This is a genomic window from Pseudarcicella hirudinis (assembly GCF_900115665.1).
Classification (GTDB): Bacteria; Bacteroidota; Bacteroidia; order Cytophagales; family Spirosomataceae; genus Pseudarcicella; species Pseudarcicella hirudinis.
In genome coordinates this window covers 1-15,485 of record NZ_FOXH01000001.1, presented here as the reverse complement: position 1 = coordinate 15,485, position 15,485 = coordinate 1, and the positions used below count along the sequence as shown (strand labels likewise).

Sequence of the window (15,485 nt, the reverse complement as noted above, 5' to 3'; positions counted from 1 at the left end):
GTAGAAACCAGAACTCTAATTAATGAGCAACCAAGTTACAAGATTAAGATTTATTTTATGCCGATTCAGTGTTAAACTTTTCATTCAATCCTCAAATCATCTTTTATTAAATATTTTATTCAATCAGGCCGATATTTCTGGAATGAATTATGGCTTCATAACTGTGCCGGAAGAAACAGCAGGTTACTCCTTTACTTTCCAGATTAAGCAAAACTTCCTCTACTTTCGACTGATTTTTATGATGAACATCGCGGATATACACAGCATGTATTCTTCCTGGAAAATGGTCTATAATAGAAGCATAAATATATGGATCCTGCTGAGAGCTATCGCCTAATAAAATAAACTTCTGCTTTGGAAAAGCTTTCAAAATCCTCGAAATCCTCATAAATTTCCCGGAATGCCGGTTTTGCCCGGTTTTAAGTAATTCAGAGAAACGTTTAAGAGGGCTGAGTAAAAAGACTCCCGGGGGCAGCTCCCTGACTACCGTAAATTTGAGGATATAATCATACAGATTCCATTCGCTGCTGGAAACATAAAAGAAAGGATTGGGTTCTTCCTTTGGGGTATGCGCATGAGCGAGGAGCCTGTAATGTTCCACAACTCCTTCAAAGGGCATTCTGCTCAATGCATTTTTAGTAAACAAAACATACAGTCTTTTCCATAAATCTGAAGAATGAGAAATCAGGAAAGTATCGTCAATATCTGAAATAAAGCCGAATTGTGTAGAATGCGGAATAAAAATACTTCCCGCTCCGGTACTTAATACATTGCCCTTATCATCAGTCATTTCCACTTTTATTTTATGCCAGCCAAAAGCCACTTTTGTCCCGGCACTCCATTCCAGTTTAAAAAAACCTGCTTTATCGGTTCTGCTCTGAATCACCTTGCCTTCCCATTTCAGGCGGACATTTACATATTTTACAGGTCTTACAATAAATAGTCTGATTAAAGCAAACAGGTTAATCCATAACCTGTTTGTATATTTTTTCCTTGGAGAAGGCCCCAGTGAAATTACATGACCATATACCACCATACTTTTGGTATGGCCATATCCATGATATACTTTTACCTGAAGCGACCTGCTGAGCCGTAGCCAGCGCATGATTTTACGTTCCCAGCCGGGTATATCAGGATGGACTTGTTTGATTGTATCTCGGGATTTAGTAGTTTGCATACAGAGTTTCTGCGAACACTCAATTATTATGGTGCTTATAATGCTATTATGCTGAAAGACGGAATGTTAAAATTACTTTTTGTAGTAAACCCTATCTCCGGTGGTAACGAAAACGTTAATTGGAAAGAGGGGATACAAACCTTTTATAAAGATTCTCAGCACAATTTAAAAATAATTCTGTTAAATGGCATCGATGATGAAATCTCTTTGAAAGAAACGATTACTTCTTTTGAACCAGACAAAGTAATTGCTGTAGGTGGTGACGGAACGATAAAGCTGGTTGCGGAGCAGCTTATTCATTCTAAAATTGTTTTGGGAATTCTTCCGGCAGGTTCTGCCAACGGGCTTGCGACAGAGTTAGGCATTCCTGCAAAACCGGAAGAAGCCCTCAGGATTATTGAACAGGGGGTAATCAGAAAAATTGATGTCATTGAAATCAACAACCAGGAAATTTGTATTCATCTGAGTGATCTGGGTTTAAATGCTTTATTGATTAAATATTTCGAAGAAGATCAGCAAAGAGGCATGTGGGGTTATGCCAGAATGGTATTAAAAGTACTGATGACCAAACAAATCATTAAATGTAAAATCCGGTCGCAGGAGAAGACAATTATCAGAAGTGCCTTTATGATTGTTTTTGCCAATGCCAGAACATATGGAACGGGTGCTGTAATAAACCCTGACGGAGACCTTTCTGATGGAAAATTTGAAGTAGTGATTGTAAGAAAATTATCTTTCTGGGAGCTTCTCAAAATGTTGATTCCTCATAAAGCCTTTGATCCGAAAAAAATTGAAATTCTTCAGACAAAAGAAATAAATATTTCCACGAAAAGGAAAACACATTTTCAGGTGGATGGAGAATTCAGGGGAAAAGTAAACGAGGTAAATGCCAGAATACTTCCGAAAGTGTTAAATATTATTTTACCGCCAAAATCCTGAATAATTGATCAGGCATCAGAATCAGGCAATTAAATTACCAGCAAGCCTTTAAAACAAAAAGTTGCCTTAGCTGATTCAGCCAAGGCAATCTTGTAAAATGCTCTACATGTATATATTTAATTAAAATTCTTCTATCCGTTCAAAGACAGACAATTATTTATCAGCGATATGAGATTTTACCCGTTTTTGTGATGACTTTCTAAAATATCCTGCATCCTTTTCTCTTTGGGCAGTCTCTCTGTTTTTCTTAAATTGACTCATTTTTCAGCGTTTGGTTTAACTATTTTTCAGGTTTTCAGAAAATAAATTTTCTGAAATTCTCACAACTTATTCCCTTCGGAAACCGAATCCTACCAACCATCACTTAAAATATTCATATTCAACCATTTACAGGCTCTTATCAATTTCCTGTAAGTCTCTTTGTTTTTTAAAAATTTCATTATATTTGAACACTAAAATCTTAAACCAGACCATCCGAAAAGGTTAATTTACTTCAATTGTAAAACCTGTGCTGGTCCTGCTAGCTCAGCTTTGGCTGGGCTTTTTTGCGTAATAAGTTTTAAGATTCAATCAGAGAAAAAGCGAATGGAATAATCTGAAGGTCTGTTTTCGAAAGAAACTAATGTTTTCGATAAATAAGATATCTTTCGATACCGGAAAGGGTTATAAAAAAAGTTGCCCTATCGGAAACCGACAGGGCAAGCTTAATTAATAGTTCTACACCTATTATTATCGTAAAGTTAAGAAATTTGTACTCTATTTAAAAAAAAGTGCCAAATTCTTACTTAATAGTCTTGTTTTTGATACGAACGCAAAAAATACTATCTTATTCATTTGCGGCCTGCCTTAAATTTACCCTTTAATTTCCAGAATTCCGCCCAAACAATATAAGCCTTAAAGCTTATAACAGATTCAGGTTTTCAGATGTTTGGAATGGTAAGTTTTATGCAAGGTTTCGTTGAGCAAGTTCAATTGAAGAAAAACATCTTTTACGTAAAGCACTATACGATAGTAAAATTTATTCTGAGAAAAGAAACTTAATTCTCATATCTTCAACGCACTATGCGAAATTACAATTTTTAATTCTTATTTCCATAATAAAAAGAGAAAAATCTTATTATTCGGTATCAAAAATAAGGAGAAAAATGAATATTTTATCGTTTTTGCGATTTCAGTAATATATTATATATCCCTATATATAAAACTGAACTGTATTTTCAGGAAAACTGAGGTATTATTTCAATAAATCCAAACTCAGCATTTTATCATTTTTTACACAAAATTCAGTCATTCGAAAACCCCGAATTTCCTATTTCCATCACCATAATAATTGCATCATTAGATAGCGCCTCAAATTCAACAGCGTCTGTATTCTTTAAAGCAAGTCCGTCTTTGGCATGAAGAAGCCGGTCTTCTACTTCGAAAACACCACTGATTACAAAAATAAAAATACCATTTTCAGGATTCCTGACCACATATTGTCCTTCTTCTCTTCCAATATATTTACCAATCCATCCGGAGGTATCCTGCTGAATGGAAATGCCATTTCCTGTTCCTGAAAAAACAGGTAAAAGGTTATTTTTTCTGCTTAAATCGATTCTTATGGATTGCATATCCGGCACAAAAACAGGTTGATCATTCCTCAGCCAGATCTGAATAAAATTTATCAGTTCATTTTCATAAGGATTGATTATTTCATACTCCATCCCTTTTACCGCTGAAAAAACCAGAATCTCCCCTGCTTCGACAAATCCTTCCAGTACCAGATCGTTTTTATATTCCAGTCCACCTATAACAGGTATAATGATAACTTCTGCGTTATATTTTACCTGCATTTTCATGCCGGCTCCCGGCCTCAGAGTATCATCATTTATTACCTGCAAAGTTCCGAAGGCCTTTTTGCTTTCATCAAAATAGTTCCTAAAATTAAAAGTATGCAGGCTTTTGGATGACTCTAGCTGTGTACATCCTCTTTGCTCCGATAAATAAATTGCTGCATCTGTCCGGGTAACCATACTTCCGTTTTTCATAGTTTTGAGAGATTCGTTTAATTTCACCAAAGTAATCTGATCAGGCACTAACCACAATGGTATGATTCAATACATAACCTGCTGACATACTTCCGGTCATTTTTGCGATCAAAATGTCTGTTGATCCCGAAAATACATGATCTGCACTATTAGATGTATCCTGCTTTCCTCTGGTATAGAGATTTGAAGTAGTATAAACTGTATTATTAATATCTTCCGGAAAACCTACCTGTGTTATCAGCAAAGAAGTACCGCTTGCTGTATAAACATGGACATGAAAATGCGGCGCTCTTCCTGAGTACCAACCCGGATAAATCGAAGTAAAAGTTACCTGGCCAGTGGAATCTGTGGTCTGTCTTCCTCTTAAAAAATCTACTTTGGTATAATCAACCGACTGCATTCCGCTTCCACCATATTCTGAATAATTTCCGTCTTTATCACAATGCCAGATATCAAAAATAACACCATCCAATGCCGTACAATTTTTGTTTTTGTTCTGGACGATAACATTTATTGTAAACGGAACTCCGGTTCTGTCAGAACGAATATCTTTCAAAACAAAAGATGAGGGTACTTTTGTAGGAAAAGGTCCTTCTTCTTTTACCGGATAGGATGTACAGGTTCCTGTTGTAGCGGTGGTTCCGGTCACATCTGCTTCGGTTTTACATGAATCAAAAGCTGGTATTGCCATTGCCAGTCCTAAAATACTGCTGAATCCTTTTTGGAGAAATTCTTTACGATCCATAAATTAATTATCTGAAGTTTAAATTGAGTACATAATGACTGATAACTTCCACATTATCTATATCAGAATACAGCATTTTAACCTCAAATATTGCCAGGACAGGAAAGTTTAGGGATGAATCGCCTCTTTTTATCGGTGAATCATCAATATCTTATCCGAAAATAAAAAAGAAAACATCGTGAAAGTATATACCTCCACGATGTTCTTAAATACCCAGACAAAATTTATCTATTTCCAACCTCCGCCAAGCGAACGATAAAGATCAACCATTGCACTTAAGCGGGCTCTTTTTATGGAAGACTGTTCCAATTCACTCTGCAGCACATTGCTTTGTGCATTAATCACCTCAAGATAGGTTGCCATGCCATTTTTAAATAACATATCTGCATTAGGAATAGCCTGTTGTAAAGTATTAACTCGATTTGCCGTAATATCCTGCTGTACTTTTAATTTTTCAATTTTCACCAGTGCATCAGAAACCTCTCCTACTGCATTGAGAACGGATTGTTTAAAATAAAGTACCGTTTTCTCTCTTTCAACCAATGCCACCTGATATTGTGTCTGCAATTGCTTTTTCATGAATACGGGCTGGGCAATTCCTGCCGCTGCTGTTCCAAACAATGAAGCCGGAATATTAAACCAGTTACTTGCTTTGAAAGAGTTAATACCACCCGCAGCAGTAATTGTCAGTGAAGGATACATATTTGCCTTAGCCACGCCTACTTTTGCATTTGCCACATTTAAAGCTAATTCATTACTCCTTACATCAGGTCTCCTGCCTACAAGCGAAGAAGGGATTCCGGCAGAAAGATTTTCCGGAACGGTTAAAGCATTAAATCCGGCATTTCTTTCAATTTTATCCGGTAATGCCCCTGTTAAGACCTTCAAAGCATTTTCCTGAATAATGATATTCTGTTCCAGTTGCGGTACCAATCCGGCAGCTACCAACTGCTGAGCCTCCGCCTGCTGCACAGCCAGTAATGTTACCTGTCCGGCCTGATGCTGCAAACGTATAATCTGTAGGGTGCTATCATTAAGCGCAAAATTTCTTTTGGCAATAGCAAGCTGTTCGTCAAGCATCAGCAAATTGAAATATCCTTGTGCAACTCCTGCGACAAGCCTGGTTTGTACCGCTTTTCTGGCTTCATCTGTCTGGAGAAATTCCGCAAGAATTCTCGCATTCTGATTTCTGATTTTACCCCAGATATCGGCTTCCCAGGAGAGATTGATACTTGTTGTAAAATCTTCAATGTGTCTTGTCCCTAAAAACTGACTTGCACTGATTCCATTAAGACTGTTATCAGAAGGGCGATTAGAGCCTCCTGTCAGCTGTACCCTTGCATCCGGGAAATAACTCCATTTGGTCTGGTTAAAAATTAACTGCGCTGCCTCAATATTTTTCACAGCAAGCTGCATATCATAATTTTTCACAACGGCACTATCAATCAGTTGCTGAAGTGTAACATCCGGGAAAAAGCTTTTCCAGGGAAGATTCGCTACACTACCGGAATCATTTGAAGCAGAATTTCTGAACGATACAGGTACATCTGCTTTTGGTATTTCCAGGTTTTGGGACACTCTACAGGCGTCAGCAACGATAAGCACTGTCAGAAAAGCAATACCGGTAAGATACTTTTTTATTTTTCCGCCGGATACCTCAATTGTCTGAGGTTCCGGGGATTTATTAAACATATTCTGGTTCTTCATGATGAACTGCAGCAACAGGTTTGTTGCTAATTTTTTCCTGTAAATATTGAAAGATGATGAACAAAACCGGAATGATAAACAGACCAAGTATAACACCTGTAACCATTCCTCCGGCCGCCCCGATACTGATGGAGTGATTACCAAAAGCAGAAGGACCTGTTGCACTCATCATCGGGATTAATCCTACCACAAAGGCAAGAGAAGTCATGATGATAGGTCTTAATCTTAGTTTGGCAGCTTCCAGGGCAGAAGCCAATAATGATTTTCCGGCCCTTCTTCGCTGTACGGCAAATTCAACAATCAGAATCGCATTTTTGGCCAGTAATCCAATCAGCATGACCAGGGCAACCTGTACATAAATGTTATTTTCGATACCAGTCATTCCAATTGCCAGAAATACCCCGAAAATACCCGTAGGAATTGAAAGAATTACTGACAATGGCAGAAGATAGCTTTCATATTGCGCTGATAATAAGAAATATACAAACACCAGACACAAACTGAAAATAATCACTGATTGTCCGCCGGAAGTGATTTCTTCTTTGGTCATTCCGGAAAACTCATACGAATATCCTGAAGGAAGTTTCTCTTTGGCAACTTCTTCCACTGCTCTGATAGCGTCTCCGGAACTAAATCCAGGTTTGGCAATAGCATTGATTCCGATCGAATTGAACAGGTTATAGCGGGAGGCAGTTTCTGACCCGTAAACTCTTTTCAGTTTCACTAAAGTACCTATAGGAACCATGTTACCCATTTTGTTCTTAACGAAAACTTTGTCGATGGCAGTCGGGTCTGAGCGTTCTGTTATATCCGCCTGAACCATTACCCGGTAATATTTACCAAAACGATTGAAATCGGAAGCCTGAACACTCCCAAAATAGGCCTGCATAGTCTGAAGGATTTCTCTTTCACTTACGCCAAGCTGATTGGCTTTTTCATCATCAATCTGCAACTCAAGCTGTGGGTAATCTGCTTTAAATGCGGTAAAAGCCACTGCAATTTCCTTACGCTTCATTAACTCTCCGATGAAATTATTAGTCACGTTGCTGAACTTGTCAAGCTTTCCTCCCGAACGATCCTGTAATACGAAATCAAGCGCATCCACATTACTGAAACCTGGTACAGTCGGGAAAGTAAATACGAAGAAACTACCTTCTTTGATTGTGGCAAGTTTACCTCTTATCGTATTCATAATGTTATTAATATCCTTTTCTTTACCTCTTTCTTTCGTTGGCTTAAGTAGTACAAAACATACTCCGGAAGAAGGACTGGTTGACTGCGTCAGAATATTAAATCCTGAAAGAGCGTTAAGCAGCCTGGTCGATTCCATGGGCTGTAACTGTTGTTCAACCTGACGGATCACTTCAGTAGTCCGATCGAGAGAAGCCCCCGCTGGCATAGACAAGGAAATAGCAATAAATCCCTGATCCTCAGAAGGAATAAATCCTGTAGGTGTTCTTTTTATCATCCAAAGCGTCGTAACAACTACCAATGCCAAACCACCTAATGACAACCATCTGTTGCGAACCAAAAACCTAAGACTATTTACGTATTTATTCGTCAAAGCATCAAATGCTGTATTAAATCCTGTAAAAAACTTTTGAGTAAAGGTTTTTTTCGCAAAGTTCTCAGCATCTCCGCTGTGATTATCTTTCAAAAGTAAGGCGGTTAAAGCCGGACTTAAAGTAAGCGCATTGATTGCTGAAATTACAATGGCGATGGCCAGTGTAAAGGCAAATTGCCGGTAAAAGACCCCTGTTGAACCTTCCATAAAACCTACCGGAAGAAATACCGCAGACATTACCAGTGTAATTGAGATAATAGCACCCGTTATTTCCTGCATTGCTGCAACTGTGGCATTCCTGGGAGACAAGTGTTTATGCTCCATTTTGGCATGAACAGCCTCAACGACGACAATCGCATCATCAACTACAATACCGATTGCCAGTACTAAAGCAAAAAGTGTCAGCAGGTTGATTGAAAATCCAAATAACTGCATAAAGAAGAATGTACCAATGATAGCAACGGGAACGGCAATGGCCGGAATAAGCGTCGATCTGAAATCCTGTAAAAAAATAAACACTACGATAAATACCAGAATAAACGCCTCAATCAAGGTATGCTTAACCTGTTCGATCGACTGGTCCAAAGCCACTTTTGTACTGTACAGAATATCATATTTGACACCTTTGGGAAAATTAAGTGCCGCTTTTTCCATGAATTTGCTGATTTCAATCTGAATTTCATTGGCATTTGAACCTGCTAATTGTACTACTGCCAGATCTATCCCGGGTTTACCATTAATCCTGGTCTTACTTGAATAGGTATATGCCCCAAATTCAACTCTCGCAACATCTTTCAGTCTCAGTACTGAACCATCGGCATTAGAGCGGATGGCAATATTCTCATAATCTGAAGGTTGAGTCAGTTTTCCTTTATATTTAATGACATATTCAAAAGCAACCTTACTGCTTTCTCCGAACTTACCGGGTGCTGCTTCAAGGTTTTTATCCTGAATTGCTGCCATTACTTCATTCGGAGTAAGGTGATAGCTGGTCATTTGCGCCGGATTAAGCCAGACACGCATAGAGTAATCCTTGCTACCTCCAAAAACCATGGCCTGTCCGACCCCCTGAATCCTTTTGATTTCAGGGATAAGGTTAATATAGGCATAGTTTGCCATAAAAGTCTGGTCATAACTCTTTTCATCTTCGGTATAAAGATCCACCACCATAATCAGACTGTTTTGTTGCTTGGCAGTAGTAATACCAGCCTGAACAACCTCTGCCGGCAACTGACTGGTTGCCTGCGCCACCCTGTTCTGAACATTCACTGCAGCCTGGTCAGGATTGGTACCAAGTTTGAAATACACTGTTATTACAAGAGAACCATCATTACTGGCAGTTGAGCTCATATAGCTCATATTTTCTACCCCATTAATTGACTCTTCCAGAGAAGGAGCTACCGAACGTAATACAGTTTCAGCATTGGCACCGGGGTATAAAGCAGTTACCTGAACAGCAGGAGGAGCAATGTCGGGGAACTGCTGCAAGGGTAATCTGGAGAGACCCAGCACACCCAATATTACGAGTAATATCGAAATAACGGTGGCTAATACAGGTCTTTGTATAAATATTTTAAACATGATTTATTCGGTTTAAAAGATGATTCTTTACTTATTAAGATTATCATTACTTAATTTTTCAGGATGGATTTCCTCACCTTCGTGTAAATGATCTAATCCGCTGAATACGATTCTGTCACCTGGTTTTACACCACCAGTTACCAGGTAATCAGTACCATTTTTTCCACCCACTGTAACTGGCTGTTTGCTAACCTTGTTGTCTTTCCCTACAGCATATACGAAGACTTTATCCTGCATTTCAACAGTTGCTGACTGAGGCACCAGTAAGGCATTATTATGTTTCAGGCTCAATCTGATCTTTCCGGTATTTCCTGAACGGAGAAGTCCTTTGGTATTCGGGAATTTGGCTCTTACCGTTATTGCACCTGTATTCTTATCGAATTGACCATCAATTATGTCAATTCTCCCTTTTTCCTGGTAAACTGTATTATCTGCCAGCACAAGTAATACATCCGGTAAACTTTTAAGCTTTTCCTCAAGGGTATTGCCAGGATATTGCTGTTTGAAACTGATAAAATCATTCTCGCCGAATGAAAAATACGCAAGTACCTCATGTACATCAGAAAGATTTGTTAAGGCCTGAGGATCTGTTCTTGACACAAGACTTCCCTGTTTTTTAGGTAACCTGCCGATATAACCACTTACAGGGGCTTTGATTAAAGTATAACCAAGGTTAATCCGGGCGGCCGCTACCTGTGCTTTTGCCTGCTCCACATTGGCTGCAGCTACACTGTAAGCAGCTTTTGCCGTTTTCAGCTGAATATCCGAAACCACTTTATTTTGCACAAGAGGAGTTAATTTGTCTATTTCCAGCTGAGCATTAATTACAGAAGCTTCTGCCGAATGGAGTGCAGCATTTGCACTGTTAAGCTGCTCTCTGTAAGGCTGTTCATTTATTTTAAACAAGGGTTTTCCTGCTGTTACAAAAGCCCCCTCATCTACAAAAATTTTGTCAAGGTATCCATCCACCTGTGGTCTGATTTCAACATTTACTTTTCCTTCAATAGAAGCAGGGTAATCAAGACTTGTCGTTACTGAAGCGGCATTTATACTGATAACTGGCAAAGCCTGAGGAGGAGGCGTACCTGCCTGTTCCTGTTTCGGGGCACACCCATATAAAAAAACGATGATGGCTAATGATAAATATTTCATAACGTTATTAAATTGTTTAACGATGTTAAATAATGATTAATAAAAAATCAGTATTCAGAACTGATTGCGGTTTGTTTAAGAATTAACGATAGTATTTAGAACTTTTAACAATTAAAAATTATTTAACACCGTTAAGTAAGAGATAAAAAAAATTGAGACTAGGATTTAATAGACCTGATAATACCTCCAATGGCATCTTTCAGGATCTGGTTGTTAATCTGGTCAGACAGACCATTCCCCACAATGTTAATTGAAACCAATCCATGCACTACAGAAAGAAAAGTATAATATTTCTGGTATATAATTTCATCTGTAGGATTCTGTTCTTTCATCACTTCACGGATTACAGAGTTAATCAGCATACCTGGTGTTTCCAACTCAGGACAGGACTTTTGCATGACGCAACAGTTTACTTCCACACCAAACATCAACTGATAAAATTCTTTTTCGGCAAAGGCGAAATTCCAGTAAGCCAGCCACATGGCTTCCAGCTGCTGAGCCGGGTCTTCATGCTCTCTCCTTGCTAATTCAAGGCTTTGGGACAAAATACAGTAACCTCTTCTCGTAAGTTCCTGAAGAATAGCATCTTTGTTAGCGAAATACTCGTAGATAATCGGGGCGGTGTACTCAATTAAATCTGCAATCTTACGCATACTCAAAGCCTGCCAGCCCTCATTCTTTACAATTTGACAGGCAGCTTCCAGAATATTCGTTCTGGTTTCCTCTTTTAAGCGTATTATTCTTTCTTTACTCCCCATTACTAATGGCCTTTCATTTACATAACTTAAATGATTTAACACTGTTAAGTGAAACAAATGTAGATGACCTGTTATTAATAAAAAAATTTTAGAACAAGTATTTTCAATTTTTCAAAATATAATTTTATTTATACAACAAATCCCCCATAAAGTACAATATTTCTATTAAATCATTCGCTCAGAATATCCGATAAGCTAGTCTTTATCTGTTGTTTTACCCTATACATTTTGAAGTATTTTCATGTACTTACTCATTCATTCTGAGGATTATATCACAAAGAGGCTGAAACCTGCAAAACAGATTTCAGCCCCTTTGTCAAATCAGATTGATTTTGATTATTTATTGGCAAAAGTTATTAATTCCTGATTGAATTTTTCTCTTTCCTCAACAAACAACCCATGACCGCTTTGTTCAAATCTGACAATGTACGAATTTTTAATGCCCAGATGCATTTGTTCCGCCAGAGAAAAAGAACAGATTTTATCCTGCACTCCATGAAAAATTGCAGTTGGGATATTAATTTTAGCCAGGTCCGGACGAAGATCAGCATCACGTAAGGCAATCAGACTCTGCGTAGTAGCATATGGCGAAGCCTCCAGATTGATCCCTCCTAACCAGTTTCCTAAACCCGGATTAATTGAAGTTTCAGTAGCGCCAAATATTTTACCAAAATTCTGAAGTAATTTCGGACGATCAGTTCTGCTTAACTGGATTAAGTCATTTACCTCTTCATTTGAAAAGCCATAAGGATAACCGGGTTTCTGCGTCCAACTCGGACCCGCAGCACCAAATAATGCCAGTTTGGTTACTCTTCCTTTATTATAAACCGCAGTATAATGAATTGATATCGCTCCTCCCATTGAATAACCACCCAGCGTGACATGATGAAGGTCAAGTTTATTCAATACGGCATCAATATCTTTCGCATAAACATCATAATTGTAATCGCCATAAGGTTTATCACTTTTACCAAAACCCCTCAATGAAATTCCGATCACTCTGAAACCTTTCTGAATTAATTCCTGATACTCATACATCGCATCACTCAATGGCCATCCGTGGATTAAAACAATAGTTTTACCGGAACCCTGGTCTGTAATATGAAGTTTAACATTTTTGGCCACTTCAATATATTCACTTCTTGCTTCATTTTGCAAAACGCCTTTATTTTGTGCATAAATCACTGACAGTGAAACAAATAACATCAATCCCGTTAACATTGCTGATTTTACGAAAGCTTTCATTTTCTGATAAGTTTATTTGATTTTCAGTTGTTTAGTGTGTTTTATTCTGATCATTATTAATTTCCTGCAACTTCTGATAAAACCGGAGCAACAGGGAAATCAACAACCGTTTTAGCAGTATTATTGAAATAATTAGTGAAGATATTCAGGGAAACATGGGCAACGATTTCGGCTACTTCTCCTTCAGTGTAGCCAGCGGCAATTACAGACTGCACGTCCTCATCGTTAACCAAACCCTTTTTATCAATCAATTGTCCGGCAAAATGAAGTGCTGCATTTGTTTTGTCATCATTGGTATGTCCCTGACGTGCACCGAGGATAGTCGCTTCATCAAGTTTTACTACATTTTTGCCTATTGTCGAATGAGCAGCAAGACAGTAATCACAATTGTTTTTTTCTGCGATAAAAAGAGCGAGTTTCTCTCCCAATTTACCGCCGATGGAACCTGAAGATAAAGCTCCGTTAAAAGAAAGATAAGCATCCAGTACAGCAGGAGAAGCTGCCATTGTTCTCATAATATTTGGTACTCCGCCAAATTTGGCTTTAACTTTTGTGAAAAGTTCCTGATTTTTTCCGGTAGCATTTTCGGGGGCGATGGCTGATATTCTTTGCATTGTCTTATGTTTTTATTTGTTTAACTGTTTAAATTTGACATTACAAAGTTGCTACAATCAAAGAGGCAAAAGAATGAAGAGATTACGTCAATAGATGGACGAATTTCCCAAAACATTAATTTGAGGACATAGCTGATCCATTTTATTACTGAAAAGGGGTTTAATTTCAGAAAACAACGCTTAAAACTTCAGATAAAAATAAAGGTTATGGCATTTAATGAAGATATTGCTCAACGGATCAGACAAATTTTGTACGACAAAGGCGTAGCCTTTTCTGAAAAGAAAATGTTTAGCGGTTTGTGTTTCATGGTAGATGACAAAATGTGCTGCGGAACCCGTATAGATAAAAGGACAGATGAAAGTCTTTTACTATGCCGGATCGGAGAAAAGGCTTATGAAACGGCGATTGAACGAGACGATTGCATTCCTATGGACTCTACCGGAAGGACAATAAGGGGATATTTGTTTGTTATAGAAAGTGGTTTTAAAAGCAATAAGGATTTAATGTACTGGCTACAGCTATGTCTGGATTTTAATCCCTCTGCTCAAAAAAGTAAAAAGAAATAACGAATCGAACCATCTAGGAATTAAAATCACAAAAGCTCCGGGATATACCATCGGGAATTAAAAATCAGGAAAGGTCAATCATTAGTTTTCTGGCCTGATCAAAACCAACAGTTTTACGATAAATCTGAGGGGAAACGTCGGCATTTTTCTTAAATAATCTGCTGAAATAATACTCATCTTCAAAACCTAATTCATACGCTATTTCTTTTACGGCTTTATTGGTGAGATATAATTCTCTTTTGGCCTCCATAATAATACGTTCCTGAATGAGATCAGAAAGTGTTTTATTGAAATGTTTTTTGGTAATTCTTCCCAACGCTTTTGGCGTAATACTGAGAATATCTGCATATTCGCTCGGCGAGTGCTTGGTCCGATAATAGGTTTCTATGTGGTTTTTCAGGTTTTGTAATATAAACGGTTCTTCCGCATCCTGATCTTTTTGAGTTGTTGCGGTCTGATTAACTTTAATTCTGGAAGTTTGTATGAGAAATATTTTCAGATAAGAAATCAGAAGATCATGCTGTGCCAGTTCACTTTGTTGAATCCCATCAACCATTTGATCCAGCAAAATATCAAGAGAAAGTTCTTCCGGGCCATTTAATACGATAAAAGGCGGTTCGTAGATGTTATTAAACAAAAGTCCGTTGCATGAAACCTCTTTCTGATGTTTCAGAATACAAAAGAAATCTGTATGAAAATGAATTATGCTGATTTTAATTTCTCCCTTAAAATTCATCAGAAAAGGCTGATAAGGCGTAAAAAACATCATAGTTTTTGCCGAAAAATCGTAGCTCGCAAAGTCTGCTTTTAACTCTCCTTCTCCCTCCTGTATCCAAACGATTGTAAAATAATTTAATCTGGTAAGATTCATAAACGGATTAAAATCGATCTTGCATAGAATTTTAAAATCCGGTTCTCCACTCTGAGGATTGAGGAGCGTATAATTCTGATGAGAGGATGTCATAAATTGTATTAATGAGAAAATGGTATCAGACAGATTGATAAAAAGTGTCCGGATAATCTTATTTTATTTAAACCGAAATGCAAATATTGTATTAAATTTTGTAATTAAAATTGCCGGAAAAGAGCAGTGCAATCCTAGGTAGGCTTTTAATGGTTCACAACAAGGAAAAGGATTTTTCAGTTCCTCTTCAATATATTCTAATCTGTTCCCGGATCATTCCGGCATCTTTAAGGTGAATAAAGGAAATGAAATATCGTAACATGGATTTATCTGCTTATCTATTTCAATTCCACATGGTTCGATTAAAGGTATTGCCCATACAAAAACACCTTCCTGTTCATATACGTTTCAATTCCTACATGGTTCGATTAAAGGCTGTTGACTCAAATAATGCGGAAACTGTATTAAACGTTTCAATTCCTATATGGTTCGATTAAAGGAC

General features: G+C 37.8%; 12 protein-coding genes. 2 read left to right on the top strand and 10 right to left on the bottom strand.

The features are described from left to right. Positions 1-115: 115 nt before the first annotated feature. Entirely contained in the window at positions 116-1,177 is a 1,062-nt protein-coding gene (locus tag BM179_RS00060; protein WP_229632864.1) for an App1 family protein phosphatidate phosphatase, read from the bottom strand. On the opposite strand from BM179_RS00060, the gene BM179_RS00055 reads away from it, so the two are divergent. Then, a complete protein-coding gene (locus BM179_RS00055) occupies positions 1,172-2,116 on the top strand; it encodes a diacylglycerol/lipid kinase family protein (protein WP_229632863.1) in 945 nt (314 codons plus the stop codon). The genes BM179_RS00060 and BM179_RS00055 overlap by 6 nt on opposite strands. A gap of 1,283 nt (positions 2,117-3,399) precedes the next feature. On the opposite strand, the gene BM179_RS00050 is transcribed toward BM179_RS00055, so the two are convergent. The 8 genes from BM179_RS00050 to BM179_RS00015 form a co-directional block, all read right to left on the bottom strand. After that, positions 3,400-4,146, bottom strand: a complete 747-nt coding sequence (locus BM179_RS00050) for a pirin family protein (RefSeq protein WP_143095100.1) — start codon at positions 4,144-4,146, stop codon at positions 3,400-3,402. A gap of 40 nt (positions 4,147-4,186) precedes the next feature. Continuing rightward, positions 4,187-4,891 (bottom strand): dioxygenase family protein, encoded by a 705-nt coding sequence (locus tag BM179_RS00045; RefSeq protein WP_092010291.1) that lies wholly within the window; start codon positions 4,889-4,891, stop codon positions 4,187-4,189. Between the two features lie 228 nt (positions 4,892-5,119). After that, entirely contained in the window at positions 5,120-6,583 is a 1,464-nt protein-coding gene (locus BM179_RS00040; RefSeq protein ID WP_092011894.1) for an efflux transporter outer membrane subunit, read from the bottom strand. Then, positions 6,576-9,743: an efflux RND transporter permease subunit gene (locus tag BM179_RS00035; protein ID WP_092010289.1), complete on the bottom strand. Its 3,168-nt coding sequence runs from the start codon at positions 9,741-9,743 to the stop codon at positions 6,576-6,578. Before BM179_RS00035 ends, BM179_RS00040 begins: the two co-directional genes overlap by 8 nt. 27 nt (positions 9,744-9,770) lie before the next feature. After that, positions 9,771-10,895: an efflux RND transporter periplasmic adaptor subunit gene (locus BM179_RS00030; RefSeq protein WP_092010286.1), complete on the bottom strand. Its 1,125-nt coding sequence runs from the start codon at positions 10,893-10,895 to the stop codon at positions 9,771-9,773. A 158-nt stretch (positions 10,896-11,053) separates the two neighbouring features. Next, a complete protein-coding gene (locus BM179_RS00025; protein ID WP_218159126.1) occupies positions 11,054-11,695 on the bottom strand; it encodes a TetR/AcrR family transcriptional regulator in 642 nt (213 codons plus the stop codon). Between the two features lie 294 nt (positions 11,696-11,989). Further along, positions 11,990-12,898, bottom strand: coding sequence for an alpha/beta fold hydrolase (locus BM179_RS00020; RefSeq protein WP_092010281.1), 909 nt, complete (start codon positions 12,896-12,898; stop codon positions 11,990-11,992). Positions 12,899-12,954: 56 nt separating this feature from the next. Further along, complete coding sequence (locus tag BM179_RS00015; RefSeq protein WP_092010278.1) at positions 12,955-13,512, bottom strand: carboxymuconolactone decarboxylase family protein; 558 nt, start codon at positions 13,510-13,512, stop codon at positions 12,955-12,957. A 207-nt stretch (positions 13,513-13,719) separates the two neighbouring features. On the opposite strand from BM179_RS00015, the gene BM179_RS00010 reads away from it, so the two are divergent. After that, a complete protein-coding gene (locus tag BM179_RS00010; protein WP_092010275.1) occupies positions 13,720-14,079 on the top strand; it encodes a TfoX/Sxy family protein in 360 nt (119 codons plus the stop codon). A gap of 64 nt (positions 14,080-14,143) precedes the next feature. Here the strand turns inward: BM179_RS00010 and BM179_RS00005 are convergent, their stop codons facing one another. Next, positions 14,144-15,043: a helix-turn-helix domain-containing protein gene (locus BM179_RS00005; protein WP_092010272.1), complete on the bottom strand. Its 900-nt coding sequence runs from the start codon at positions 15,041-15,043 to the stop codon at positions 14,144-14,146. Between the last annotated feature and the right edge of the window lie 442 nt (positions 15,044-15,485).

Excerpts from the sequence above, each read along its gene's own strand:
- BM179_RS00060 (WP_229632864.1), bottom strand. The coding sequence starts at position 1,177 with ATGCAAACTACTAAATCCCGAGATACAATCAAACAAGTCCATCCTGAT.
- BM179_RS00050 (WP_143095100.1), bottom strand. The coding sequence starts at position 4,146 with ATGAAAAACGGAAGTATGGTTACCCGGACAGATGCAGCAATTTATTTA.
- BM179_RS00045 (WP_092010291.1), bottom strand. The coding sequence starts at position 4,891 with ATGGATCGTAAAGAATTTCTCCAAAAAGGATTCAGCAGTATTTTAGGA.
- BM179_RS00040 (WP_092011894.1), bottom strand. The coding sequence starts at position 6,583 with ATGTTTAATAAATCCCCGGAACCTCAGACAATTGAGGTATCCGGCGGA.
- BM179_RS00035 (WP_092010289.1), bottom strand. The coding sequence starts at position 9,743 with ATGTTTAAAATATTTATACAAAGACCTGTATTAGCCACCGTTATTTCG.
- BM179_RS00030 (WP_092010286.1), bottom strand. The coding sequence starts at position 10,895 with ATGAAATATTTATCATTAGCCATCATCGTTTTTTTATATGGGTGTGCC.
- BM179_RS00020 (WP_092010281.1), bottom strand. The coding sequence starts at position 12,898 with ATGAAAGCTTTCGTAAAATCAGCAATGTTAACGGGATTGATGTTATTT.
- BM179_RS00015 (WP_092010278.1), bottom strand. The coding sequence starts at position 13,512 with ATGCAAAGAATATCAGCCATCGCCCCCGAAAATGCTACCGGAAAAAAT.
- BM179_RS00010 (WP_092010275.1), top strand. The coding sequence starts at position 13,720 with ATGGCATTTAATGAAGATATTGCTCAACGGATCAGACAAATTTTGTAC.
- BM179_RS00005 (WP_092010272.1), bottom strand. The coding sequence starts at position 15,043 with ATGACATCCTCTCATCAGAATTATACGCTCCTCAATCCTCAGAGTGGA.